This window comes from Leptospira fainei serovar Hurstbridge str. BUT 6 (genome assembly GCF_000306235.2).
Lineage (GTDB): Bacteria > Spirochaetota > Leptospiria > Leptospirales > Leptospiraceae > Leptospira_B > Leptospira_B fainei.
Genome location: NZ_AKWZ02000010.1, coordinates 1,179,160 through 1,205,054, shown reverse-complemented (window position 1 = coordinate 1,205,054; position 25,895 = coordinate 1,179,160). Strand labels below are relative to the sequence as shown.

General features: G+C 42.7%; 24 protein-coding genes and 1 tRNA gene. 11 read left to right on the top strand and 14 right to left on the bottom strand.

Annotated elements, in window-relative coordinates; translation table 11 throughout:
* Positions 1–46: 46 nt before the first annotated feature.
* The 3 genes from LEP1GSC058_RS14800 to LEP1GSC058_RS14790 form a co-directional block, all read right to left on the bottom strand.
* Positions 47–460 carry a response regulator gene (locus tag LEP1GSC058_RS14800; protein ID WP_016550530.1) on the bottom strand — a complete coding sequence of 138 codons (414 nt, stop codon included), beginning with the start codon at positions 458–460 and terminating at the stop codon, positions 47–49.
* Complete coding sequence (locus LEP1GSC058_RS14795) at positions 444–2,357, bottom strand: PAS domain-containing protein (RefSeq protein WP_016549598.1); 1,914 nt, start codon at positions 2,355–2,357, stop codon at positions 444–446. Before LEP1GSC058_RS14795 ends, LEP1GSC058_RS14800 begins: the two co-directional genes overlap by 17 nt.
* Positions 2,358–2,555: 198 nt before the next feature.
* Positions 2,556–2,789 carry a ferredoxin gene (locus LEP1GSC058_RS14790; protein ID WP_039948420.1) on the bottom strand — a complete coding sequence of 78 codons (234 nt, stop codon included), beginning with the start codon at positions 2,787–2,789 and terminating at the stop codon, positions 2,556–2,558.
* A gap of 104 nt (positions 2,790–2,893) precedes the next feature.
* Here LEP1GSC058_RS14790 and LEP1GSC058_RS14785 point away from each other — a divergent pair, with 104 nt between their 5' ends.
* The 5 genes from LEP1GSC058_RS14785 to LEP1GSC058_RS14765 all read left to right on the top strand — a co-directional run bounded on the left by LEP1GSC058_RS14785 (position 2,894) and on the right by LEP1GSC058_RS14765 (position 6,657).
* Complete coding sequence (locus LEP1GSC058_RS14785; RefSeq protein WP_016550550.1) at positions 2,894–3,475, top strand: hypothetical protein; 582 nt, start codon at positions 2,894–2,896, stop codon at positions 3,473–3,475.
* Positions 3,465–5,027, top strand: a complete 1,563-nt coding sequence (locus LEP1GSC058_RS14780; RefSeq protein WP_016550658.1) for an FAD-dependent oxidoreductase — start codon at positions 3,465–3,467, stop codon at positions 5,025–5,027. Before LEP1GSC058_RS14785 ends, LEP1GSC058_RS14780 begins: the two co-directional genes overlap by 11 nt.
* A gap of 92 nt (positions 5,028–5,119) precedes the next feature.
* A tRNA-Ser gene (locus tag LEP1GSC058_RS14775) sits at positions 5,120–5,209 on the top strand.
* Positions 5,210–5,234: 25 nt separating this feature from the next.
* The gene (locus LEP1GSC058_RS14770; RefSeq protein WP_016550116.1) at positions 5,235–5,465 is read left to right on the top strand and encodes a DUF2905 domain-containing protein; all 231 of its coding nucleotides are present in this window, start codon (positions 5,235–5,237) and stop codon (positions 5,463–5,465) included.
* A 7-nt stretch (positions 5,466–5,472) separates the two neighbouring features.
* Positions 5,473–6,657, top strand: a complete 1,185-nt coding sequence (locus LEP1GSC058_RS14765; RefSeq protein WP_016550955.1) for a pyridoxal phosphate-dependent aminotransferase — start codon at positions 5,473–5,475, stop codon at positions 6,655–6,657.
* Positions 6,658–6,734: 77 nt separating this feature from the next.
* On the opposite strand, the gene LEP1GSC058_RS14760 is transcribed toward LEP1GSC058_RS14765, so the two are convergent.
* The 10 genes from LEP1GSC058_RS14760 to LEP1GSC058_RS14710 all read right to left on the bottom strand — a co-directional run bounded on the left by LEP1GSC058_RS14760 (position 6,735) and on the right by LEP1GSC058_RS14710 (position 16,973).
* A complete protein-coding gene (locus LEP1GSC058_RS14760) occupies positions 6,735–8,303 on the bottom strand; it encodes a 7TM diverse intracellular signaling domain-containing protein (protein ID WP_016550953.1) in 1,569 nt (522 codons plus the stop codon).
* Positions 8,304–8,758: 455 nt separating this feature from the next.
* Complete coding sequence (locus LEP1GSC058_RS14750) at positions 8,759–9,745, bottom strand: M14 family zinc carboxypeptidase (protein WP_016550279.1); 987 nt, start codon at positions 9,743–9,745, stop codon at positions 8,759–8,761.
* Between the two features lie 111 nt (positions 9,746–9,856).
* Entirely contained in the window at positions 9,857–10,312 is a 456-nt protein-coding gene (locus tag LEP1GSC058_RS14745; protein ID WP_016549850.1) for a hypothetical protein, read from the bottom strand.
* A 46-nt stretch (positions 10,313–10,358) separates the two neighbouring features.
* Positions 10,359–11,090 carry an OmpA/MotB family protein gene (locus LEP1GSC058_RS14740; protein ID WP_016550657.1) on the bottom strand — a complete coding sequence of 244 codons (732 nt, stop codon included), beginning with the start codon at positions 11,088–11,090 and terminating at the stop codon, positions 10,359–10,361.
* Positions 11,087–11,746, bottom strand: coding sequence for an FFLEELY motif protein (locus LEP1GSC058_RS14735; RefSeq protein ID WP_016549854.1), 660 nt, complete (start codon positions 11,744–11,746; stop codon positions 11,087–11,089). The genes LEP1GSC058_RS14740 and LEP1GSC058_RS14735 overlap by 4 nt, the downstream gene beginning before the upstream one ends.
* A 29-nt stretch (positions 11,747–11,775) precedes the next feature.
* The gene (locus LEP1GSC058_RS14730) at positions 11,776–12,927 is read right to left on the bottom strand and encodes an LIC13341 family surface-exposed protein (RefSeq protein ID WP_016550275.1); all 1,152 of its coding nucleotides are present in this window, start codon (positions 12,925–12,927) and stop codon (positions 11,776–11,778) included.
* 56 nt (positions 12,928–12,983) lie between these two features.
* Positions 12,984–13,829: a DUF455 family protein gene (locus LEP1GSC058_RS14725; protein ID WP_016549554.1), complete on the bottom strand. Its 846-nt coding sequence runs from the start codon at positions 13,827–13,829 to the stop codon at positions 12,984–12,986.
* The gene (locus LEP1GSC058_RS14720) at positions 13,826–14,413 is read right to left on the bottom strand and encodes an ATP-binding protein (RefSeq protein WP_051133802.1); all 588 of its coding nucleotides are present in this window, start codon (positions 14,411–14,413) and stop codon (positions 13,826–13,828) included. Before LEP1GSC058_RS14720 ends, LEP1GSC058_RS14725 begins: the two co-directional genes overlap by 4 nt.
* Before the next feature lie 63 nt (positions 14,414–14,476).
* Positions 14,477–16,039, bottom strand: coding sequence for a glutamate--tRNA ligase (gltX, locus tag LEP1GSC058_RS14715; RefSeq protein WP_016550124.1), 1,563 nt, complete (start codon positions 16,037–16,039; stop codon positions 14,477–14,479).
* A complete protein-coding gene (locus LEP1GSC058_RS14710; RefSeq protein WP_016549852.1) occupies positions 16,026–16,973 on the bottom strand; it encodes an LIC_13346 family putative lipoprotein in 948 nt (315 codons plus the stop codon). The genes gltX and LEP1GSC058_RS14710 overlap by 14 nt, the downstream gene beginning before the upstream one ends.
* 225 nt (positions 16,974–17,198) lie before the next feature.
* On the opposite strand from LEP1GSC058_RS14710, the gene LEP1GSC058_RS14700 reads away from it, so the two are divergent.
* Together LEP1GSC058_RS14700 and LEP1GSC058_RS14695 are read left to right on the top strand one after the other, a co-directional pair.
* On the top strand, positions 17,199–18,584 hold the full coding sequence (locus LEP1GSC058_RS14700; protein ID WP_016550533.1) for a DNA gyrase subunit A: 1,386 nt from the start codon (positions 17,199–17,201) through the stop codon (positions 18,582–18,584).
* Positions 18,581–20,725: a toprim domain-containing protein gene (locus LEP1GSC058_RS14695; protein WP_016550510.1), complete on the top strand. Its 2,145-nt coding sequence runs from the start codon at positions 18,581–18,583 to the stop codon at positions 20,723–20,725. Before LEP1GSC058_RS14700 ends, LEP1GSC058_RS14695 begins: the two co-directional genes overlap by 4 nt.
* A gap of 118 nt (positions 20,726–20,843) precedes the next feature.
* Here the strand turns inward: LEP1GSC058_RS14695 and LEP1GSC058_RS14690 are convergent, their stop codons facing one another.
* A complete protein-coding gene (locus tag LEP1GSC058_RS14690; RefSeq protein ID WP_016549964.1) occupies positions 20,844–22,190 on the bottom strand; it encodes a flavin monoamine oxidase family protein in 1,347 nt (448 codons plus the stop codon).
* Between the two features lie 615 nt (positions 22,191–22,805).
* Between LEP1GSC058_RS14690 and LEP1GSC058_RS14675 the strand changes: the two genes are divergently transcribed.
* The 4 genes from LEP1GSC058_RS14675 to LEP1GSC058_RS14660 all read left to right on the top strand — a co-directional run bounded on the left by LEP1GSC058_RS14675 (position 22,806) and on the right by LEP1GSC058_RS14660 (position 25,813).
* Entirely contained in the window at positions 22,806–23,363 is a 558-nt protein-coding gene (locus LEP1GSC058_RS14675) for an LIC13354 family exoprotein (protein WP_039948415.1), read from the top strand.
* Between the two features lie 52 nt (positions 23,364–23,415).
* Positions 23,416–24,288, top strand: coding sequence for an LIC_13355 family lipoprotein (locus LEP1GSC058_RS14670; protein WP_016550531.1), 873 nt, complete (start codon positions 23,416–23,418; stop codon positions 24,286–24,288).
* 80 nt (positions 24,289–24,368) lie between these two features.
* On the top strand, positions 24,369–25,181 hold the full coding sequence (locus LEP1GSC058_RS14665; RefSeq protein ID WP_016549370.1) for an adenosylcobinamide-GDP ribazoletransferase: 813 nt from the start codon (positions 24,369–24,371) through the stop codon (positions 25,179–25,181).
* Entirely contained in the window at positions 25,166–25,813 is a 648-nt protein-coding gene (locus LEP1GSC058_RS14660) for a histidine phosphatase family protein (protein ID WP_016550720.1), read from the top strand. The genes LEP1GSC058_RS14665 and LEP1GSC058_RS14660 overlap by 16 nt, the downstream gene beginning before the upstream one ends.
* Positions 25,814–25,895: the final 82 nt, after the last annotated feature.

The window sequence follows — 25,895 nt, the reverse complement described above, 5'->3', positions numbered from 1 at the left end:
GAAGCGGGTTGCAAAAACGAACACGAAGGTCCGCTCCTTCGAAGGATCAATCCCCTATCGGGCTTAAAATTTTTCGAAAGGATTCGACTGAAACCGGTTTAATCAGGTAGTCTTTTACGTACGGTGTCGCTTTTGCCTTCTTCAAGTCGGCGTCGTCAACCGAGGAACTAACCATATAAATAATCGGCTTTTTTAAAAGACGATCCACGAGTATCGCATACTCTTCCAAAAACTGCCACCCATCCATATAAGGCATATTAATATCTAGAAAAATCAAATCCGGTATGCGATCCGGATCAGTCGTATGTGCCCTCAAAAATGAAATCGCTTCCTCGCCGTCCGACAAGACTTCAAAGCTATGCACAACTCCGACCTTTTCGATCGTTCTTTTGGCAATGGCGGCAAAGATTGCATCGTCATCTACCAATAAGAGTCGTTGTTTTTTAAATCGAGAATTCATTTGCCTTCGTCAGTTGGACGAGAAATTTCGTTCCTCTATCAATTTCGCTGTCTACGATGATCTCGCCGCCGAGGGATTCGACTTGATTTTTAGTCATAAATAATCCTAACCCCTTTCCTTCCTTATTCCTATGAAACGTTTTATGCAGCTTAAAGATTTGATTTCCGTACTTATTCAAATCCATTCCTAGTCCGTTATCTGCGACTTCCAAAATCAAATTATTGTTCTGCCAATGGGTTCTAAAAGCGACTATTAATTTCCTTTTTGGCGACCTATATTTCAAAGCGTTAGATAATAAATTAAGAAGAATGCTCTCCAAATAGACTCTAGGATATAAAATTTCCGGCGCCGAAGAAAAATCGGCGAAAATATCGGCTCCAACTTCCATAATTTGGCCCAAGAACATGGATCGAACTTTTGCGAATATTTCATCAAAGGAGATTTGCTCCGACGAGACCCTTGCATTCTGTCGAATTTTAATGACTTCAACTAATTCGTTTAATGTAGAATGTAACTGACTCGCAGCTTGCTTCAGATATTCTATAAATTCCTTTTTCTCATCCTCGGTTTCGGCTTCCTCGAGGAATTTCACTAAAGTCGATATATTCCCGATAGGAGATCGAATATTATGCGAAACGATCTGATTGAATTCTTCCAATTGGTTGATTCTCTCGGTAAGATTCTTCCCGACCGATTTCAAACGAGAATTCTTTTCTCTAAGAATATTTTCCAATGTCCGCCTACGCGAAATATCCTGTACTTGAGAGACGACGAACATCAATTCACCCGAATCTTTTCTAACCGCGACGGATGTAACCAGGGCCCAGATCAAAGAACCTCTCTTATGGACATACCTTTTTATTAGTTGAACGGATTCCTTCTCGCCGCTTAGTACGCGCTCGAATATTTCAAGGCCAGTGGCGATATCTTCCGAAAATGTGATGTCACTGAATTTTTTCGTCCATAGTTCTTCCGGTAAATACCCAATAAGGTTCGAAAACGATTGGTTTACCTCTAAAAACCGACCTTCCTTATCGAGTAAAAAAATTCCGATACCTGAATTATGAAATGCTAATGAAAACTTTTTTTCACTCAGCCGAATCTCTTCTTCGACGATTTTAGAAAGGGTGATATCCTGAATCGCCCCGTAGATTCCGGTAATTTTACCGTCGACGTAAATCGCTTTTCCTTGACTTCTTAACCATTTAATCTGACCGGACTCGGCTATAATTCTATGCTCCAGCGAATAGCTCTCTCCCGTTTCTCCCAATTTTTTATTGCAATACGAGACAATAGCAAGGTCTTCAGGATGACTATACGAATAAACTGCTACCTTATCGATGCCCTTTCGCTCATCGCGTTCGAATATTCGGTATACTTCGGAAGACCAGTAAATCGTCCCCGTCCGGAAATCGGATTCCCAAGCTCCGACATGAGCGAGTTCGCTCATTAGACAAGAAAACCTTTCTTCCAATTTTAGCTTCTCAGTCAGGGATACCTGATTGGTTATTTCCCTCGTAGTGGTATGAAGGTATTTTACCTTTCCTGAATCGTCCGATATAGGCTGTGTCACTGTTTGAAGCCAAACATAGGCTCCGTTTTTATGCAGAAAACGATAATCACTTAAAGGAGGAACTCCCCCTTGCTTTGCAAGATCATACGATTCACGTCGAACTTTTTCCCTGTCTTCGGGATGAATGAAATCATAAGGATCGCGATTGACCAATTCGCTCGAATTGTATCCGGTCAGTTCGTGGGCCCTTGGATTTGCGTAAAGATAGATGCCGTTTATGTCATGGAGGCATATCAAATCCCGGCTTTTTTCAACTAGAGTCTGAAAGAAATCCAAACCATTTACCGGCGAAGGCATAACCGCACTAGTTTCACGCACTTTCATAGGCCTCGATTATAAGACCTTTTTTTCCGGCTGAAAACACGGGTTAGACGAAGAAAAGTTGCAAAACTCTAACGGATTTTGTTTTAGATTGCAGAATTTTTATCGGGGAAGGTTAGGCAAGAAATTCCCGATGAAAAGAAGCGAAATACGCGGTAAGTTGTAATCCGAGGCAAATTACTCGAGTATTAGAAAATATAATTATTCTCCGTCGTCTCCGATCGCCTCTACCGGACAGATTTCTTTCGCTTTGCGAGCACAAATTTGCTCTTCCGGAGTTTGAGGTTGGCGATGGAAGTAAACCTTTGATTCGTCGTCGGTATATTTTAAAAGCATCGGGGCTTCTTCTACGCAATCGTTACATGGTACGCAGGTATTATCGATGTAAAACTTTCCTGCTGCATTTTCAGGAACTTTATCGTGCTTATCGGCCATGAACTACTAGGGATTATCGAACGTACGTTTCGTCAACTCTCTTTTCCGGCATAAGGCGCTCGTAAAGATTGACAACCCTTTAATATCTCTTCATACTCTGGGCCATGGAAAATCGTACCTATCGTTTTTCTCGTAAAACTTTCTTGCGGTTCGGCTTGGTCGGCACGGCTGCCCTTTTTCTGGGCGGGACCGTATGTATTTTTAAGTCGTCGTCGCGATTCATTCCCAAGTCTTTGTTCTTTTCCGATGACGAATTGAATACGATGGCGGCTTTGGCTGAAGCGATACTTCCTGAAGGAAAAAACGTACCGACCTATAAGCAGGCCGAAGTTTTAGAGCGGTTGGATGAGGAATTTTATTTCGTAGACCCGTTTCTTTCGGAAGATTTTAAATCTTTAATACTTGTAATCGAATATCTACCGATCTTTCAAGGAAAGTTCTCCCGATTCAGCAGGATGCCCCTCGACTCGAGGAGATCCTTTTTAAATTCGCTTGCGGATACGAATTCGGACCTAATTCGCGCAGTCTGGGCAAATTTGAGAATGCCGATTTACTTAGTGTATTACGGACATCCGTCGACCTTTCACATGATTTCGTACGAAGGACCTTTCGGCAACCCGCCGGAAAAGCTGAGCGAATCGAGAATATATTATAAAAAAATGATAGGTGGAACCGATGTCGGGTAGAATTTACGAATGGAAGAATCTTGGAGGCAGGCCTAAGCAGATTCGAGCCCAGGTAGTCGTAATCGGAACCGGATGCGGCGGTGCGACCGTAGCTTACGAACTCGCTAAGTTAGGAAAGCAGGTGATTTTACTTGAAGAAGGCGGATACTATCATACCGGAACTTTCGATAACCATGAATTGAACATGGCGGGAAAAGTATCCGCGGAAAGAAATATGGCAACGACTGCGGATGGGACCGTTAACATCGTTTATGGAAAGAACGTCGGCGGTGCATCCGTACATTATTGGGCCGATAGCTACAGAACCCCTGACGACAGACTCAATCTTTGGCGAGATAAGTTCGGAGTATTGGGGCATGGTTCGCAGGATTTGGAACCTTACTGGAAAGAATTGGACGAAGATCTTAACGTTCATCCGGCGAAGGAAGAATATTTCAATCGAATGAATCAACTGGTCCGGAGAGCTTCGAAAGATTTAGGATGGCAAGGAGGTCATGTTCCACAAGCCCGAAAAAATTGTCAAAAATCCGGTCATTGCATGCAAGGTTGCATCTTCGGTGCCAAGCAAAGCCAGTTGATTACGCATATTCCTAAAGCGATTTCAATGGGAGTCGATCTTTACTCGGACACTAAAGCCGTTAAATTGGAATTCGAAGGGGAGAAAGTAGTCGGTCTATATGCAGTCGTTATCGATAGGCCGTCCCAAAAAGAATCCGAAATTAAATTACATTTTAAAACCGATGCGGTGGTTGTTGCGGCAGGCGGCTTCGGAAGCTCCACGTTCCTATTACGAAACTCTTTAAAAAGAAAGTTGCCTACCCTGGGAGAATTTTTAGCGATCAATCCTTCGCCATTCGTTCACGCATTATATAAAGAACCTATAATACAATGGCGAAATATACCTTCAGCATATGGAGTGGAAGAGTTCCGTCTAGCTAGATTTTCCGACGGGGAATACAAGGAAGGCGGCTATCTAATCATGGCTAACCAGCTTCAGCCTGGCGCTTTGGGTGCATTGGTACCCGGGTTCGGCAAAGAACATTTCGAAATTATGAAAGATCTCCCACATTTAGGCGGCACCATCGGTTGGATAGACGATCTGGATTCCGAGTTGGGACGAATCGAAGTGACATCGGGAGGCAAACGGGAGATACAGTATCCTTTTGGTGAAATTACGAAGAAGATTTTGCGCGATTGTATTCGGAAACAGGTAATATTAAACTTTAAGGCGGGTGCAAAAACCGTAATCTTACCGGATCTTAAAAAAACTACTCTCGCAAGTGTCGAAGAGCTACCGAAAATTAACGAGATTCCTCTATCCCCCGGTTCGATTGCAATGGCTGCGCCCCACCCTGCCGGTGGATGTCGAATGGGATTGGACCCCAAAAATTCGGTCGTGGATTGGAAGCACAAAGTTCACGGACTTAAAAATCTATTCGTGAGCGACTCAAGTGTGTTTCCCACTGCCGTTTCGGTCGATCCTAGTTATACAATTATGGCGTTTTCCAAAGTTGCGGCACGGCATATAGATGATACATTAGATTCGGTTTGATCGAGTTTCGAAGTTAGTGTCCCTAAACTTTTACGTCGAATCTCCTTGACCGGGAGCCCGTTTACGAAAATATCGTAAACGCAACCTGAACTGGAGAGGTGTCCGAGCGGTTTATGGTACATGCTTGGAAAGCATGCGTAGGGTAACACCTACCGGGGGTTCGAATCCCCCCCTCTCCGCCAAACTTCCCGCCTGCTGAAAATTTCTATGGAACCGCTCGGTAAAACTTTTCTTTGGATCGGAGCCATTTGCCTCCTCTTAGGTATTTTTTTCGTATTCGGTTCGAAGATTCCTTTTCTCTCGAATTTAGGCAATCTACCCGGGGATATTCGGATAGAGCGGGAGAATATCCGATTTTATTTTCCAATCACGACATCGATATTAGTAAGCATAGTACTATCGGCGATTCTATATCTTTGGAATCGAATCGCCAACTAAGAAAGCAATGTCACTTGACTTTCGTTCGAAATTTAGCGGCCGGTTCGAATTCGAAAGCGGCGAAAACGATCTTTACTTAAAAGTAAAAGAATTACGGAACTCCGGGAACGAAATCATAGATCTCACGATTTCAAATCCTACACGAGTCAAGATAACGTATCCTAACGAAGCGATTTTGCACTCGCTATCGCGATCGGAGTCGTTAACGTACGAACCTTCTCCGCAAGGGATTCTTTCCGCGAGGGAGGCCGTTTCAAAATACTACCAAGAGAGAGATATTCAAGTCTCGGCCGACGACCTTTTTCTAACTTCTTCATCTTCGGAAGCGTATTCGTACATTCTAAAGTTATTCTGCGATCCGGAAGATGAAGTCCTAATTCCGGCGCCGGGCTACCCGCTATTCGAATTTTTAACCGTGTTAGAAGGGGTAAAATTCAGATCCTATTCATTAAATTCGATGGCGAATTGGGAAATCGATTTCGAAAGTTTTGAAAGGAATCTTTCGCTAAAGACTAAATTAATTTTCCTAGTTTCTCCTAATAACCCGACCGGATCGGTCCTGAGCGATTCGGAGTTTTCACGTCTTGTCGATCTTTGCGAAGCGAGAGGCATCGGACTCGTCTTAGACGAAGTATTCGTCGATTATTTTCATGAGGCAGGAAAGATACCGCCGAGATTCAGAACGAACCGTGTTCCTTTCTTTACGGTAAACGGGATTTCCAAAATTCTCGCGCTCCCGCAAATGAAACTTTCCTGGATTCATGTAGACGGCCCGGAGAAATGGAAACTAGAATGTAAAGAGCGATTGGAGATTATCGCGGATACTTTTTTATCCGTTAACACCCCAATTCAATTCGCCTTGCCCGAATTATTAGAATGGAGAAGAATGATCCAAGGGCAAATATCTAGACGTATACGAAGAAATCTGCAAAGTCTGAATGTATTAATTTCGGATTCGAAGAAATTAATATTCCGATCCCCTGCTGCCGGATGGTACGCTATATTGGGATCTCATTCCATGCAAGATCCCGATACTTATTGTCTGCAGTTATTGGAATCGGAAAACACTTTGGTTCATCCGGGTTCGATGTTCGGATTTCCGGAAGAAGAATTCGTTTTGATAATTAGTTTAATCGCCGAAAACGAACTCTTTGAAGAAGGCATTTCGAGAATCTTACGATTTTCGAAATGATCGAAACGTCAAAAACTTACCTTTAAGGTAAGAAATCTTGAAATTCCAACTTTTATATCTATCCGCAAAATTTTCTTTTAATCGGAAACCGATTCTTTATACTGTTTCGGCGTTAATCCCGTCGTTTTCTTAAACTCCACATTGAACGAAGTTTTTGAACCGAAGCCGACCATAAACGCTATCTTCAAAATATTCTTTTCCGTGCCGGATTCCAAAATAAGCTTCGCTTCATCTATTCTACGGGAATTAATGTAAGTTGCGAAATTCATCCCTAATCTCGTATTTAAAAGCTCGGATAGCTGATGCTGAGTAAGTCCCAAACGATCCGCCACGTCCTGAAGCTGTAACTTTTCGGCTAAATACGGCTTTTCCGAATCCATAAGAAAAATAAGAGAGTTCAATAATGCGTCCACATCGACGTTCGAAAGTTTGGAACGTGTATATTTAGGTTGGTTTGTGGCGTATTGCAATCTTTCCAAAAGGGTTCGTTTTTCTTCCATGCTCTCCGAGTGCTTTTGGATTATATTATATAGTAAAACAACCAGATCCAACGGGAAGATTATAGGAACCGCATATACCGTGAAAAAACTATAGCTCAAGACTCCAAAATAATACAAAACACTCATATATCCTAGAATCATATAGAGAAACCAAGAGAATAGAAAAAGCTTGAGTTTACTATTTCCCATTTTTTGCAGATAAATCCCCGCGAAAAGAATCAAGGGGATTGCGATCCCGTAAAGTATCGTACTTATTCTAGACAGTAAATGAATGGCCTCCGAAAAAAAAGTTAAAGGAATTGTTCCGATGGATAAAATCAAAAAGGCGAGTAGAGTTCGATCCAACCAAAGCAGCCTCTCTTTCGTCTCCAGAAACTTACGAATAAATTGAAAAAAGAATATCGTCGCGATCTCAAAGAAGAAAAAATTAATCCGCTCCGACCAGCGAAGCCCTCCCGGCCAAAACAATTCGTAGACGTTTCCAAAATTAATATCATAAGAAAATCCCATGCATAATGCGTAGCCTGCGTAAAGAATAAACTCCTTCAGCCCGGTTGTTTTATAATAAAAGATTGATACAAAGATCATCAATAGATAAAGGCAAGCGGACAGAGCAAAGAACCCCGTTTCTAAAACCAGATCATTTCGCAGGCCTACCTCGTCCAAAAGTTCTATAGGAAAAGACATCATGGAGAGAGACTTAAGTTTTATAATGAATTCTTTTTCCTCACCGGGATTTCCTTGAAGGCGGAAAGTTGGATAAAGGAAACTTTGCACGGGCCAATTTGTTTTGGAAAAAACATCCCCGGTAACTTGGATTGGGATTATCCTCTTCGGGATATAAAGTTCCGCTGAATCATGAGCCTTCCATCTCAGTACCAGAAACAGGTCTTCCTTTAACGGCTTCCTAAATCTTACTTTAAATCGAAATATGTATATCTTATCCGAAAAATTGAAATTCAAGGACGAAAGACCGAATTTTCTCCAATTTAAGCTGTTAGCGTTATTTAAGGGAGAATCCGTATCGCTGTTCACCTCGATAAATTCCAATCGAGACGTTATGTTTTCGGAATGGACCGATTTTTCTAAAAATATGATATCCTCCGCAAACGCTGAATTTCCTAAAAAAAGGAGGAAAGCTAGCATAACGGACTTTCGCATATTGAAATCTCATACTTTATCCTACTGGTTCTCGATCAAACTAAAATTAGTTCGCGTTTATAATCCTGAACGACTATTATAATCGAATAGGCTACAATCCGATGTTGATAGCAGCATTTCTAAGAAGTTTCGGGACTTGGAAGCTTGAGAATCTCCTTTCTCGGCTCGAATGTTTTTTGGGGAAAATGAAACCTAAGAACTGGCACCTCGCATAGTAGAGGACGCGGAAAGAAGTTCGCCTTGCCTCGAGCGAGAATTAATCCGCTCGCTCGAAACACTCTCGGGCCCGCCTTTTTAGGTGGGCCTTTTTTTATTTGATACTGCCTTCCGGATTCGAGTCCGAATTTATCGCAAAACCCTATACCTTCCCCACAAAATTCGGGACAATTTAATACTTTCAATCCGAAGAAGTTATAAGACGAAATTACTATATTATAAAATCAGATCCAATCTTTAGGCTGTGATAAACCGATTCGAACGAAGTCGCGAAGGAATCCTCGATAACGTGTCAGAGTTTCCCGCTTATTTTGTTCGGCAGGTCGGAAAATACCTTTCTTGGAAAATATTTTCATCGGCTCTTCCTTGATATCCGACCAAGTTCCCACTTCCAAAGTTAACGGCAGAAATTTGGCTTCCCATCCTTTTTTATCAGAATGTACTTCTTTATAATGGTCATAAAATTTATCCCACAAGTCTCCGTGAGTCGTATAGCTCTCACTTTGTGGACCGTAAGAAAAATGAATGTGTCCGCAATTCTCCCGGAGGTGGGCGGTTAATTTCCTATAAATAGGCGTATCTTGACACGGCTCCTTCGTATACGCATAAGGCCACCAAACATTGTCTACGGTTCCAAAGCCAGAGTGCAGATCCAATACGGGCATGACGGCATCGGTAACTCCGAAAAATTTTTCGTACATGGTTCGAAAGAGAATTCTAGATTCAGGTTCCAATCCGTGTCCTCGAAAGTATGGAAGCTTATTGGATAGCTTCTGACCGCCGAAGAAGGGTAACGGCTTTACTGCATCTATCCCGGAATTCCGCATTAAATCGACCCCGCCTGGATTCGAACGAGTTTTTGCCGCTACGCCGCCTGGATTTACAATCGGAATAACAATTAAGCCTAACTTTCCTTTTTTAAATTCCGGCAGGTAACCGTTGGATCCGGGATGAATAATATATTCCAGAAAATCCAAAAGAATCTGAATTCCGATCGTTTCTAGACCGTGAACGGCGGCCGTAATTCCAACCGGATGTTTGGCCAATCCTTGCTCTGTCCCTAACTCGAGACAGTAAATCGGAAAGCGAAAACCTTCGGAAGTCCTTCGAGAAAACCCGACCTGTCTGAGTTTTGCAAGTTTTCCGCCTAATTTAGCAATTCTTAATAAGCGTTTTTCATAGCGATTTAATTTTCTTAGTCCTCTGAGCAAAGGTTTATCCTCCCGAATTTTCCCGGTCTTTTGCGCTTCTTTTCCCGGATTCGAGTCCTCTTTGGACTCGGGACTTCCTTTTCTGTTTGTTGTGGGAATCCCGTATCGATTTCAATTCAGCTTCTGAGCCGAATACATCCATTCACAGTCTGCGGATAATTGCGACACTCCTTTTTTGAGTGATTGGCAATCCGAATCGATCGCATTCTGGAGGCAATGAATTGTCCGCATAAAAGCGGTTTCTGGCGCACCTACTTCCAATCTGTAAACGGGAGTTTCCTTAAATTTTTGAATGCAGATATCAGGTCGCAACCGTTTTTCTAAAATCGCTTTCTCATCCGAATTTAAACGATCAATCTCTCCGGAGGCACAGCTTCTGATTTTCTCGCAATATTTTGCAACTAAAACGAGTCCGCTCGAATCGGGTACGTTAGCCTGATCACTGCTCCAGAGAGTTTCAACCTCTTGAGATACTTTCCTTTTTTCTTTACAATCAAATAACAGAAACGATAAGACAGCTACTAGAATGATTGGTACGAGTCGATTTCTTGTAGTATTTGGAATCATACTATTAAGTTTCATATTCGATGATTTGATGGCGAAGTTAACCCCGTCATTCTTCCTTATCTTTTTTTCGAATCAAAATCTCGATCCTTTCCTGGGAAGCTTTCATTTCGGGCGAGGTGTTTTCATTCTTACCGATTTTCTTAAAACCGTTGAAAGCTTGCACTGAAATTCGATCTTTCGGAATACCGTATTTCTCAGATAGGACTTCCGCGACTAACGTCGCTCTATGGGCGTTGTATTCCCATACGCTTCGAAAGCCTTGATTTGCGGTTTGATCGGAATATGGAATTTGAACTCTCAAAGTCAAATCCACATCCATACCTTGAGTGACTTCAGCTATCTTCTTAAAGGTAAAATCGGTATCTTCATCGGGATGAAACTCGTCTCCCTCTCCTAGCGCGGGTGTAAAGACTTGGATCCGAATTTCTTCGGTTTCGTTCATCCCGATCATTAACTTGGTTTTTTCCCGCATCTTTTTCAGTGCGTAAGAGATCCTTTCCCAAAATCGATACAGCTGAGTTCTGGGCTGCAAAAGTGCGTCCTCTTCCAGATTCACTGCCGATCCATCAAAAAAAGATTCTCCAAGACCGAATCCGCTCCGCACAAGATCGGCAACCTGCTTGAGTTTATTTTGATCCACCTGAGAAATCGAATAAAGAATAATGAATAAACCCAAAAGAAGCGTAATCATATCCGCATATGTCAAGAGCCATCGATCGCTATTCTCTTCTTGTTCTTCTTTTCTTCTATATCGGGAAAACCTTGTCCTTCGAATCATATTGCGGACTCCCGAGTGGTTTCCGATCCGAAAGCGGAGTTTAAGTATTGCGTTTCCCGCTCTTCCACTTTTTCGATAAAAGAACTAAATATCTCCGGTGAAACCGGAAGTACAGCATTGTAAGCTTGCTCGACCGAATCGAAAAGAGGAGAAACACCGAGAAGTGACGCCATAAATCTAGCGGGGCGGATTAAATACGCGGCGATAGGGCGATGCGCCAACTCGTAAAACGTTCTCAGATTGTGAAGAACGATCTCAAGCTGTTTGATTCGTTCTTCCTTATGTCCGAACGCCCTATACAGATCGTCGTATTCTTCCCGATTCAATTTTTTACCGTCCCACCCTCTAACCAAAAGTAATTTAGCCATTTCTCCATCCAACTGATCGGTTAAATTATTCAGTTCGATAAGAGTTTCCAAATTGGAGCGAGTGGTTTCTTTCATCATGCCTTTGACCTTTTGATACGTGTCTAAAGCGAGATGCATCCAGGCTTCTTTTCCTTCTAAATTATAAATCGTTTCAAAGAAATATTCCACCATCGGAATCGTTTCTTCCAAATGAAAATAATCCGCGTAAAACTTGCGAAATCTTTCCACTTGAGATCTTACGACTTCGGTCTTGGCGTATCTCTGTTTATTTTCTTCGAAATTTCCCACTAGTAACGCTTCTTCCTGTTAGGAATTCCTTACTTCGATTTTCCTCTTGGAATCAAAGAAAGAGGATAACTACGATAACCCTGTTGATCAAGCTCGGTCTTAACGGAACTTGCTTGTGTCGGAATTTGAACGGTCTCACGATAAGCTTTCGACGTGGAACGAAATAGTATGTAAGGAATTCCTTCGAAATCCGGAGTATATTTAAAACGAACTCCGTATCTGTGATTTCGCCCCCACCCTGCTTTAGTAATTTCTAAAAGGGGAACCTTTGCATTTATGTATTTGTTTTCCGCAGAATATATACTATTGCCGATCGAGTAAGTTCTAACACCTTCTTTACCGGAATCGGATTCGAGTTTTCCGCCTTGCGGAAAAGAGAGACTAATATAAGTAGTTCCGGCATAGGAACCGCGATTCTTAAACCAAACGACTACCTCTCCCGGCTCTCCTTTTTTCCATTGAGCCGGGGCTTCTACACTTAATAATCCTGGAGAAGCGACATTAGCGATGTCGGGTACCATTTCCCAACCGTTAAAATTGAAGTTTTGAGCGTATGTTCTGTTGCCGGGAAAAACCGTGATATTCTTTTCCTCTTTATTATAAGTGAAATCGGCTCTTTTTGATTTAACTAAAAACTCATGATCTTTCAAAGAAGCTAAGCCATCCAACACTTTGGCTCCCTTTCTGATGACAAACGGAACCGAAAAAAGACCGATCGGAGGTTCTTCGCTCAAGACTTCCAAAAAGAGAGAATTAAATTCGTCTCCCGGAAGTTCTTCCATTAAGATTCGTTTAATTATATAACCCGGTTCTTTCGCTTTTTCGTCTTCTCCAGGCTTCCATGATGCCCCTTTGGATTCATAATGCATCGGGCCAATATTCAGCAAGCTGAACGGTAATTTGAAAGTAAGACGCCATTCACCTTTATCTTTTTTAAAAATAGCAAGAATTTCTTCGGTCCCATTTCGAACGATAGCAAAAGATTCAAGCTCCGGATCTTCGTCCAAATTTCCGACTTTTTTTAACAGCACTTCAGGATGCTTCTCCTCGCTCCCTGAAAGCGCCTGCGAAATGATTTTAGAGTCGGAAGGTGTTTTGGAATTACACGAGCTAAGAAAGACGAATACGATGAAAAAAATAAGAATTCGATTGAATGAAAGAAAGAAACAGGAGGAATTCATGCCGGTTACGAAACAGTATCTTGCGAGGAAAAAACTACGTCTATCGATTTCCAGGCTTAATTCGAGGTTCCGATACCGAGTACATCCCGAAGTATTCTGGCATTCGTAGTTCCTTCGTACTCGTCCTCGTATTTTCCGAGCTCTTCCGCAAATTCAGGAGATAACCCTGCTTTTAATCGAAGCTCCGGAAAGTAAAAGGTTCCTTTTGCACGACGAGGAGTGAAAGGGTGTGAGATCAATTTTCGATATTTTTCCCATTGCTCGATCCCTTTAATGCCGTCGGAAAAAACGACTTTTACGCCTCTCCTGACGTGGCGAATTTCATCCTGATGGACCTGGTCCATGATCGATGCCTTTTCGAAGTCTTCGAACTTCTCGAAAGCTTTTTTATAAATAAGGGAAAAATCCAAATTCGCACTTTCGAACGAAAGCGCCATCACGGCGTAAAATTTCTCCAACGTCTGCATGCTCGGAGTTTGTTTCCAAAAAATGTAATTCAAAGGCCTATCGCCGAAATCCATTCCCCAGGAACGGATTGTTTTCAAATACAATCGTAGATGCGTTTGCTCTTCCAACAGCGTTTTATAAAAACTCTTGCGAACGGACGACGGAGCATCTTGAAACTTTAAAATAGCCCAAGCGAACAATTCGATCGCCATCAATTCGTGGTTAGCAAAATGATGAAGAGAGAGAATTCTATTCTCTTCGATATTCAAATGTTCAAGTCTAGGAATCTTGGATTTGCGGTCGGAGAATTCTATTTTATTCGAGCGAACAGGACGGTCCGGTGGAATAAAATTTTCGGACGGAAGGTCGATAGGAAACGCATCGGGAGAATAAAGTTTATCTTCCAACTTCCCGGATCTTAGTATGAAATCGGCAAATTCGTTTAACGTACTCACGCTGAATGTTTTTTTGCATCGAAGGCCAGCTCGATGATGGAACCTCGAATATTGGATTCCGCAGGATCGGCTGAAATCCGTCCTTCTTTGCAATGATAGAGAACCCTAACGGAATCCATCAATGATTGCATGATTTGCAATCCCTTACCGAGGTTTCTGTGTTGTACGGGTTTCCCTCTAAACGGTAAGATCTCGCATTTATTCTCTTGGTAAGCCTGCACTTTACCGAGGAATTCCTTTAATGTAGAAGCCTTCGCCTCATGGGAAACCGATTCCAGTTTATCTTTTTTTAGGCCTGATCCGTAATCGACGATCCAAAGAGTAAATTTGGAATCTCGTAATACCCACCGGCAGATGATCGTCTCGTTACAACCGCAATTTACGTTAGCCGAAATAGAGTTGGTTAAGGCTTCGTCGGCCGCTAATTCTATCTGTTGGATATCCTTGGATAAAAATTTATTTTCTTCCAAGGATTGACGAAGGGCTGTCCGGAAGTCGCGGATGCTCGACAAATCCGGAGGAAGGAACATTACGTAGGAACCGGAATGTTGCCTTACCAGGAGTGAGTCGACTGTGTCCCTCATTTGAATCGGATGTCCCTATATTAGAGATACAGGTCAAAAGGGGTGTTTTGCAACAAAAAACCTTTAACTTAGGGAAATTCCTGCTTCACCGGAAGTTTTCTCTATTCGTTTGAGTAGCTTTTCCTTCCCTAAGAGAGGAAATAAGATCGGTAACTCAAGTCCATGAGCTTTGCCCGTTGTCGCCACTCGAATCGGCATAAAAAGGGTTTTGCCTTTCTGTCCTGTCTCTTCGCCTGTTCGCGCCATTAACGCCTTATACTCTTCATCGGTCTGCGGTAGATCTATCTGGAGTAGCTGGTAGAATTTCCGTATCACTACAGGAGCGCTTTCCTGTTTTAGAATTTCGAACGCCTCATCCCCTTTTATTTTTAAGTCGGAAAGATAGAATTCGGCGATATAATCGGGCGCTTGGCGTAAATTATCCAAGTAGACTCGGACACTATCCACGATTGAGCCTAACTCAGGGTTTTTCGGATTCCGATGCTCTTTCGGAATATCCTCTCTACCTTCTAAAAACGGTACGAGAGCCTCCGTAATTTGAGCGATAGGCAATTCGCGTATGTATTTGTTTGATAACCAATTTAATTTGGATTTGGGATTCATCGCTTCCGCGATCTGTTCCAAATTGGAGAAATTCGTCACGACTTCCTCTTCTCCTCCTTTCGGTTTTTTGAATACGTCAAAGGTAGAAGGGGATTTGGAACAACGATGAACGTCGAAGATCCGTTTCGTAATATCTCCCGGAAGATATTCTTGCCCGTCGGGGGAGGTCCAACCAAGCAAAGCCATGTAATTGGAAAAAGTCTCCGGCAGATATCCTAAATCCCGAAAAGCGAGAATGGAAGTAGCGCCGGCCCGTTTGGAAAGTTTTTTCCCGTCCATTCCCACGATCTCGGAGGCGTGTGCGAACTCCGGTACCGGAAATCCTAAGGCTTCATAAATTAAAATTTGTCTCGGCGTATTGGAAAGATGTCCGACTCCGCGAATCACGTGCGAGATTTTCATGAGTCCGTCGTCAACGACGACCGCATAATTATAAGAGGGAAATCCATCCGACTTAACGATGATGAAATCGCCGATTAATTTCGTCTCGAATTTGACCTTCCCTTGAATGATATCTTCGAAGATCAGAGTTTTAGAAGGCGTCTTGAATCTAACCGAATAGGGAGTTCCTGCCTTTAACTTTTCCTGAACTTCCTGCTCGCTCATATTCGCGTGTAAGCCGTCGTAAACGTACGGAATTCCCATCGCTTCGGCTTGCTTCTTCTTCGCTTCCAATTCTTCCTGAGTACAGAAACATCGGTAGGCTTTTCCTTCCGAGATCAACTTTTCGGTATATTCTTTATAGATGGAAAGACGTTCGGATTGAACGTATGGCCCATAAGGTCCGTCTACACCAGGACCTTCGTCCCATTCAATCCCGAGCCATTTTAACGATTCCAAAATCGTCTTAAACGATTCTTCCGTTGAACGATTCTGGTCTGTATCCTCGATTCTAAGTAAGAATTTGCCGCCTTGAGACTTGGCATATAGAAAATTAAAAAGCGCGGTCCTGGCTCCTCCGACGTGGAGAAAACCTGTTGGAGACGGGGCGAAACGTGTACGAACTTCTCTATTGTCTGACATTGTTTTGATCTGAGAGGATGATGATTGGATAGTTCCTCAAATCGGCCCGAGTGGTAAACGGAATATTGGAAGAAGCATCGTAAAAAAGAAAACTAGCAAAAGGAGATCCTTTCGAGTTTCTCTGTTTTAATAGGATCTGAGAAGATACCAAATCTTCCGGTAGTAGTCCCCAGGCCCAGATCGCGCCCTTTTCCCTTTTGAAAATCCAAATCGGTAACGCGCCGGCGCTTACCGGAAGCGTAATAAACCCGACTTGACGGTAATCGTAATCCGCGTATGGAAACGATTTACCGGACGGATGTATCAGATCCGTGGTAAGCAGAGATCCGCGAGTGCGAAGATTCTGCCAGACAATCTCCGAACCGTTGCCCAAATTTCTTGATTCTTTGGAAAGCCAAGCCTCGTCCGAGCGAAGATCGAAAACCATAAACCAATCTTCAACCGGAAATCGTTTCGAAAGAATACTTAGCGCGGATTGCGGGAACGAATCTCCTTCCCAATCCCAAACTTCGTCGATCTTCGGTACGAAGGAAATTTTCTTTGGATTGGTCAATTCACCTTCTTCTAATTTAGAAACACCCGAAAGAATTGCCGCTTTGAAACTAAATTTCGGGAATACGATTCCTTTAGGTAAAGAATTTTGAAATTCTTCTTTCGTCTCCCAAAGATCGACTTCCCCTTTCCAAACTCTTTCTTTGGAAGGTTCGGTATTGACCACGATGTAACGTAGGTTGCTCGGTTGACTTTGGTATGCTTCCGAAGTTTTCGGAACCTGTGATAAATTCCAGTAGACCCTAGTGGTTCGAGAATCTTCCACAAGCGGATGATCTCCTCTAATCCATTCTGGCAACAGAGAGCAAGAACCGAAGACCAAATTTAGAAGAAGGAATGCGGAACCAAAAACGATTCGGATGGGAAAGATTCTAAAATTCAAAGATATTCCAGCCGGAAAAAGGGGATTTCATGAAAAAGTCCTGCTTTCCGTCGTTTCTTCAAGGAAAAACTGGGAAATTTTCTTTCCCTCCTACTGTTTCTGCACGAGAAAGGAAGAAAGTCCAAAATCAAGCCGTTTTGAGTCTAATTTGGAACTTTGATTTCCCCGCATTTACTAAAAGGTTGACAGTAAAACTGTCCTAAAATCCCTTGGCATAAAAGTCCTATGAAAGATTCCAATAAATCCAGCAAAGATAACTTTCCGAAAATACCCTTTGAGGATCAAGTTAACGACGACCAGAGGAAATATTCTCGTTATGTTTGCGATTCTAGGGCTATCCCCCATGAAATCGACGGACTGAAACCGGTTCAAAGACGAATTCTTTGGGCTATGTGGAACTCGGACGCGCGAAATCGTTTTACAAAAACGGTAAAAGTCGCCGGTCTAGCAATGGGATATCATCCGCACGGCGACCGTTCCATTCAGGATGCGCTTTCTCAAATGGCTCAGGATTTTACCTTTGCCAATAATTATCCGTTAGTAGCAGGAGAGGGAACTTTCGGAGACGTACTGGATCCGAGCGCAATTGCGTCTCCTCGATATACCGAAGTCAAGCTTTCCGATTTCGTAAAAGATTTAGGTTTTTTTGAAAGCCTACCCGACATCGATTACGTAAAAAACTACGATGAAACGGAAGATGAGCCCATCCATTTTGTCGGGAAAGTGCCTGTCGTTCTTTTGAATAATATTCAAGGAATCGCAACGGGATTCCGCTGTTTCATTCCGGGTCATAAACTTTCGCACGTCATCAATTCTCAGATCAACTATCTCAAGACGAAGAAACCGATTCCTTTAAAGCCTTGGTATAAGGATTATAAAGGCGAAGTTAAGATGGCCAAGACCGAGGCCGGAAACACTACGATATCCACAACCTTCAACTTCACTTGGGAAGGAGATACTCTTTATCTAACTGATTCTCCTATGAATTGGAATAGGGAAAAAGTAATCAACTTGCTGGATGATATTCTGGAGAAGAAAGATACCTGGCTAAAAGATTACGTAGATTATTCCAGCCAAAAATTTAGAGTAGAGTTGATTTATAAGAAAGGGGAAAAACCTACTCATAAACAGATATTCGAAGTTTTTTCCAAAGAAGATACTCAAACTCTCGCGAATAACGTAATTACGTTCGACGGTCGATTGAAAAATTTCGGCCCTGAAGAAATTATAAAACGCTTCTGCGATTTCCGAAAGACTCATCTTATCCGCAGGTTTAAACGACTCGCGGGTTTAGAAGAAGAAAAGATCGAAAGAAATTCGGAATTGATCCGCTTCATTAAAGAAAAATGGAATGAAAAAGTCATCGGTATAAAATCGAAAAAAGATTTTGAAGATAAACTTCAAAAAGCTAAATTCAAATATTACGAGTGGTTGGCGTCTATTCCCGTCTATCGAATGACTATCGACGAAGTTCGCAAATGCGAAGAAGCGATTGTTGAAGCCAAAACCGCCCTTTCTCGATACCAAAGTTTGGTAAAAGAGGACAAGAAACTGACCGAATTCATGATCGGCGAATTAACCGAACTCAAGGACAAATGGGATAAGGAATGAGTAGCGCCAAAACCAAAACCGAAAAGAAACCTGCAGCAAACCAGGAAAGAAACTTTAAGAAACTCTCTAACGTAGAGCACGTTAGAATGAGGACCGGAATGTGGCTTGGCCAGAACTCGGTCTCGACTTTCGAACAGCATTTTTTTCGCAAAGGTAACGACGGTCAATACGAAGTCGTTCATGAAGAGTTGGAAGACGTTCCCGCCAAGCTGAAATGTCTGGACGAAGCCTGCATGAACGCGGTCGATGAATATCGTAAAAACCAAAAAGATAAATCCATACCCGAAAAGGACAAAATGTCCAAGTTGATCATACAGTTGTCATCCGATAAAAAAACAGTCAACGTAATGGATAACGGGCGCGGAATTCCCGCCAAAAACGCCGAGGGCGTTTTTCTTCACTTAATGTACGGAGAAAATTTCGACGATCACGTTAAACAAGACCATGTTGCCGGACAAAACGGCGTGGGGATCTCCCTCGTTCGAATGGTCTCCTCTTATTTCAAAGTAAAGACCGTAAACGGCGGTGTTTCTTTTAAGAAATTATTTACATTACACGAAGACGCAAAGAAGCAAATTCGTTCCTACAAACTTTCTAAAGAGGATACCGAACGCGCATTTTTATATTTCGACGAACACGGTAAATTCGACGATTGTCCTTTGCTTACGAAAGATCAGATCGACAAACTGGTCCCAATATGCAAAAAAACGAATATGATCGAATCGGTCGAAAAAGCCACGAAAGAAGAGCATGGTACTTCCGTAGAATTCGAATTAAATCCTAAATACTTCAATAGCCTCGACATATCCTTTAATGTGGATCTGATGAAACAGTATTTACAGGACATCGCTATGACCAACCCCGGTCTGGAAGTTCAGTTTGTACATAAAGGTAAGAAGGACAAATTTAAGTTCAAAAAGGGACTCGATGAAATTTTTTCACATTCCGCTCTAACATACTATAAGATGGATTACCAGGCTCCCGCCGCCGGGTCGCAACTTCATCTAGAAGCATATCTTGTAATCGGTCAAAATAAAAATCTCACTTGGGTAAATTCCATTTTTGCTCCTCAAGGAGGATCGGCGATCGAATATCTTGAAAATCGAATTTGCGACGAAATCCGAAAAAAGAGTCAGATCGTTTCCTTGGAGAAAAAGTTAAAAACCAGCTGTACTCGCAACGACGTTCGAAATTGTTTTCATATGTATGTGAACATGCGGCTTCTAAACCCGCGCTTCAAATCCCAGGATAAGTCTTATCTAATCAACGATTTGAACGAAGATATTCGGAACGCAGTGGATAAGCATCTGGATAAATTCATTAAAAAAACGGCGTTACTCGAAGAAGTCAAACTCCAGATGGAAAAGAGGACTCAGTTAAAAGCTTTTGAAGACGCTCAACGCGGTTTAAAGAAAGCGAGTAAGATGAATATTCCTAAGCTTATGCCTCCGACCGGAAAACCGGGAGATCCAGGAAGAGTTCTTTTTGTCGCGGAAGGAGATTCGGCAATAGCCGGGTTACGACCGGCTAGGAACCCCAAGCTACACGGTTTATTTCCCCTTCGCGGAAAACCGATGAACTGCAAAGGTGTTTCCTTGGCAAAAGCGATAGCGAACGAAGAATTAAAGAATATCGTGGCGATCCTCGGACTGCCCTTGAATGAAAAAGTAAAATCCATAGACCAACTCAATTACGAAAAAATAAGCATCATAACCGATGCGGATTTCGACGGATATGCAATTCGTTCCTTAATGCTGTCTTTCTTTTATGAATATTGGCCGGAACTTTTCGAGCTGGGATTAATTCACATCTCTAGCGCCCCTCTATATGAAGTTGATGTGAAGATGGGCGATTCGAAAAAGGCTGAAACCGTTTTCTGTATCGACGATAAAGATTACGACGATTTAATTAAACGGGTTCAAAAATCCGGAGGTCAAATCGTTCGGAAAAAACGGAATAAGGGTCTTGGAGAAACCGGTAAAGAAGCAATGAAATTTGCCGTGGAAGAATGCATGACCAAAATCGTGATCGGCAATAAAAAAGAAGCTTCCAAAATTCAAAATCTTTGGTTCCATAAGGATTTTGCCGAACAACGTCGGGATGCGATTTCCGAATATGCGATGAGCGTCATCGAAGACTAAGATTAAGTTCTGAAATTCCCCGCGAGCTTAAGCGGGGAATTTTCGATTATTCATGTAATCGGATCTTCCGAGCCAATTGTTGAGGGTGAACGATAAACAAGGCTTTAGACCCGTTTTACTACACTAAATTTACCGCTTTTATAGCGGAAGATAACGCGGCTTCAACCGTTCCTGTAATCTCTCCGGTATGCTCCCCGGCAAAAAAAATTCGATCGAAAGGTTTCCGCAAACTAATTTCCGAACCGAAACTTCCCGGAGGAAACGTAGCGATCCCTGAAGGCACGTATTCTTTTCCGAGTTCGGAAAAATAGAAACGTTGAATCTGTAAATCCTTCTTTAGCCCCAAACGTCCCAAAGTCAATCGAACATAATCGATTTTCTGGTCTTGAGAAGCGGATTCGAAAACAGAATATCGATCCCCATTAGCCACCACACCCAATACTTTATCCGGAGAATTCGGTTTGGTTCCGGCGTCGTACAAGAATTGAGCGGCGCTATCCGAATGTACCGAAAACGGAGAAGATTCCCACGGGGATTCCCTTAATATTAAAAATAGTTTATATATCTGAGAGTATCGAATGCGGAGCGCCGACAATAATTTTTCCTTATCGAGTTCCGGATTCCATTTTACCGCTGAGACTTGATTTGCGGGAAGAGTGCATACACATGTATTCCCGGTGAATTTTCTGCCCGAACTTGCGGTAACCGAAACTCCCGACTCGTCTTGGTCTACCTGAAGAACGGGATCGGAAAAAACAAATTCAGTATTTTCTATGTTTAACACTAACGTTTTAGCGATATTCTCCATACCGCCTTCCACCCGAGCGTTGAGTACAGGAAATTGCGCCAGGTCCGAAAGGACTTTCTGAGCGGATAATACACGGATCGAATCTCCATAATGCAATGAGAGCTTATATCCTGTCAAAGTTAAGTCTTCCGGAGTCATTCCTTGATATAATAAATAGTTATAGAAGCTGATTCGATCCAACCCCTGTTGCTGAGCCGCATTCATTTTAGAATTCAACCCGATTAATTTATTTAGAATCTCTCGCGATTTGACGGAAATTTCCCAATTGCCGAATTTCTTATATGTTCCTTGGAATAAATCGGGCTGTAAAATTGCAGGTGAAAATTTAAGACCCAATTCCCGAACCAAACTTTTTACGGTCTTATCTTCAGTCGAAACCCACTCCGCTCCAAGATCCACTACGTTACCGGACAAATCCACAATCGATCGAACTCTTCCTGCAACTCGATCCGTTGCTTCAATTAAGGTGACTTTATATCCGGTCTTTCCTAACAAATACGCCGAGTATAGACCGGCGAGGCCTCCTCCCAGTACGAGAACTTTTTTATTATTGGTAGGCGATGCGGATTGGGCCCTTAATACATTCTTACCCATACTCAACAGCGTCGCTGCTGTCAAAGCGCCGGCTTTTAGAAAGGAAGATCGAGAAAACTTCATATCGATTGGCCTCTAGTTTTTTGAACGCGGAATTAAGAAAGGACCGCTATATTTAGTTTCGGCTAGTTAGATCGGTTCTTATCGATTTTATTGCTTATACGGTATTGATTTTACTTTAGTCAATTTATTTCGATGCGAACGATTGCGATGAAAACGATCGATAATGATTCATTTTCATTTCTTAAGAACTATTCCTAACGTTATAGCTTACGGATCTTTGAGCAAGATCGGGAACATAAGTCGGTTTTTTTTTCCTTGCAAAGGCAAGTCGCGAATCATCCTCTGGTATTACGCTTTTAGGGAGGAAGTCGGGTTAAAATCCCGTGCTGACCCGCAACTGTGATGTCCGTTTTTATAAACGGAATGAGCCAGATCTTCCCCGCGATACCGCACCTCGAGGTTGGGTAGTATCCGTAAATCTCGCCTTAGCACGCCCGTGCTGCCGCGAAAGGGCCCCCGAAAGCAGATAGACCGGGGCTTCCGAGCGGCAAAGAAAGCAAAAGAGTTCGCTTCAAAATTATCGAATTGTTTTTCCGTTCTTAGAATGATTGCAAGGCAACCTGTTCTGCAAATCGCTCTTCCTCCCCGCCGACAAATTTTGATGAGGAAATATAAATGAAAATTACGAGTACTACAATAAAAGCAGCAATTATACTGATAACGATGTCGGGTTGTTTCTTTGATGAGAAAAAGAACAACGATAGCAATACGACTTTGACTTCCCTATTGTACGTTGCAAATATCACCCCCGCTTCTTCAGGAAGTTGGTTTTTCTATAATGGGACTCCTAACTATGCCGGACAAACAAATCCATATCCGCTGGATGCAGGTACGATTAAAGAGGGAACCTACGTTATCAACTCTTCTAAGGTCGTCGTCACGTATAACGGATATGCCGCGTCAATCATGAACGTAAAACTTGTGGATAATAGCCGCTCCGTAGTTTTCGGACAATTAACGGCCGATGCTGCGTTCGGAGCCAACCAATATCTTTACTATGTTTGGACATTCTCCAACGGCTACTACTATGTTTGTCCCGATTTAAATTCATACAAGAACACCTTGCAGGATGCAATTGCCGACTTTAACAGTTTAAAGACCACCCAATTAGATCGTACGAATTTGAACGGCGGTTGCTTTGGCGCTATCTGGAGCAGGCTGCAAACCAATTAAGTAGACTCGCTTTAAATCCATTCTTATTTTTGTAGGAATGAGGAGGTTAAATATGAAAAACCCATTCTTCGTTTATTTTCTTAATTTAAGTCTTATCGGCCTGCTCATCTCCTGCGAAAGTAAAGGAAGTTCAAGCGGGGATTCCGCGTCGATGGTCGCTCTTATTCAACTATTGCAAAATGGACCGGGTAGTTATAGCGCTTGTCGCAATTATAGCCCGGCAGAATCGAATAGCGTGTTTGTCGCGAATCAGGTACTTCTAGCGCCCGCCAATACCGGCAACGGTTTTCGAGACTCTTATTGCGCGGCAAATGGAATTCGAGGAATCGATAAATTCAACGGTTCCCTCGACGTATATACTCTGGACACGACCGGACCGGGCGCTACGCTTATTCTAGGCTGGTCCGGTAAGAAGGTTTTACCGGTAGCGGGAATCGATTTTATCGTATATGAAAACCCGTTTTTCATCGGAGCACAAAACAATACGAATCCGTTTAATCAGGTTTTTTTAGAGCCCATAGTGGTCGAAGTCGGAAACGATCAATCGAATTGGTGCGGCTGGAATCCAGCTTACACGAACGGCAATCCGAATGCTTTTTCGGAAGATCCTTCCGTTTGGTCCCGATTCGGAGGAATCACGCCGTTCGTTTATAATCAAGAATCGAATCCGATGACGGTGGCAAGCATCTACAATACCGACGTAGTTCATGGCGGCGGGGGCGGCGACGGATTCGATTTGGCAGACGCAAATTTTGGAGCGTCCGGAAGCGGTTGCACAGCCCCTTTGGTTACGAATCTGCAAACGAACGGCTTCACTTACATTAAATTGACCTCTGCAATAGTCTCCATGCCGAGTTTACCTATCCCGGTAGGAAACGGGAGCCCGGATATCGACGGAGTTATCGCAAAAAGTATTAGTCCGTAAGATCGAATATTTCTCGGAACGAAATTCGAAAATCTTCGTGCGGACTTTCTATCGATCTTTAGTTTCGGTCGAGGGCTTATATGTTTCGATTCCTTCGGCGAGAACTTATTATCTTTTTATCATCCGTTCGCTTTAATACTAGGATCATTGTTCCCTCTTGGGTGGAACATTCCGACGAATTATTAGCGTCTTCGACCCGCTATTTTCCCTTCGTCGGATGGATTGTCTCGGCAATCACTTTACTTGTTTTTTACGGAAGTTCCTTCTTCTTTCCAATAAACGTCTCCGTCGTGTTAGCCGTTTCCGCGTCCGTTTTGTCTACGGGAGCCTTTCACGAGGACGGTTTTGCTGACATGTGCGACGGCTTTGGCGGCGGCTGGAACAAGGAAAGAATATTAGAGATAATGAAAGACAGTAGAATCGGAACTTTCGGAACCGTCGGCATTCTATTGCTGATCCTTCTGAAAGTGGCATGTTATATTGCGTTAGCAGAATCTTCTTTTCTAATACTTCTTTGCGCAATATGGATCTCTCATTCCTCCAGCAGATTTTCCGCAAACATAATGGCAAAACTCATACCTTATGCAAGAGAGGATCTGCTTTCAAAAGCGAAACCGATCGTTAAGTCGATGAAATTATCGGATGTGCTTTTATCCGGAATCTGGGTCTTAGGCCCGATCATATTTTTTTTACATTACCCCGGAGAATTTTCGAATCGTATCGCGGTAATTCTTTTGTTACCCCTTTTGTTGCAAGCTTTAGGCGTTTTTTATTTGCGCGGGTTCTATAAAAAATGGTTAGGCGGGTATACGGGAGATTGTTTAGGAGCGGTACAACAAATAACGGAAATCCTCTTTCTATTGGGAATCATTGCATCATGGAAATATTATTAATTCGTCATACGACTCCGGAAGTGGAGCCGGGTACATGCTACGGTTGGACGGACTTGGGACTTCCGACGACTTTCGAGGAGGAAGCGTCTAAATTATCGAAGATCCTTCCTGCTTACGCAAATTCGATACGTACAAGTCCTCTATTTCGATGTTTTAGTCTGGCCGAGTTTTTAAGTAAACGTTGGGAGGAGGCCGGTAATGCTCCGGCTTGGAAAGTCGACTCTCGAATCCGTGAATTACATTTCGGTTCATGGGAAGGACGACTTTGGGAGGAAATTCCTCGAAGTGAGACGGATCATTGGATGGAAAACTATGTTCATCGCTCTCCTCCCGGGGGAGAATCGTACGTCGAACTCAGAGACCGAGTAACTCATGCATGGAACGAAGCGTTGACTGAAGGTAAGACTTGGGAAACGCTTAGAAAGGAGGAAGGCGATCCGAGCGAGTATAGGGAAGTTTGGATAAGTCATGGTGGAGTTATCCGTTGCATAGCTTCTCAAGTTCTGGGATTTCCTTTAGAAAATGCTTTCCGATTGGTTTTAGATTACGGTTCTCTCTCTCTAGTTCGCGTCCGTTTCGGAGAACAGGATTCTTATCCGCAATTTATTTCATGGAATCGGAAAGCCTTCTAAATCGTTTTTTTAACATTTGTGCCGTAAGAACTCAGGCTTTTGACGGTTGGTCCGATAAAGAGAATAAGCAGTCGATTCGTTA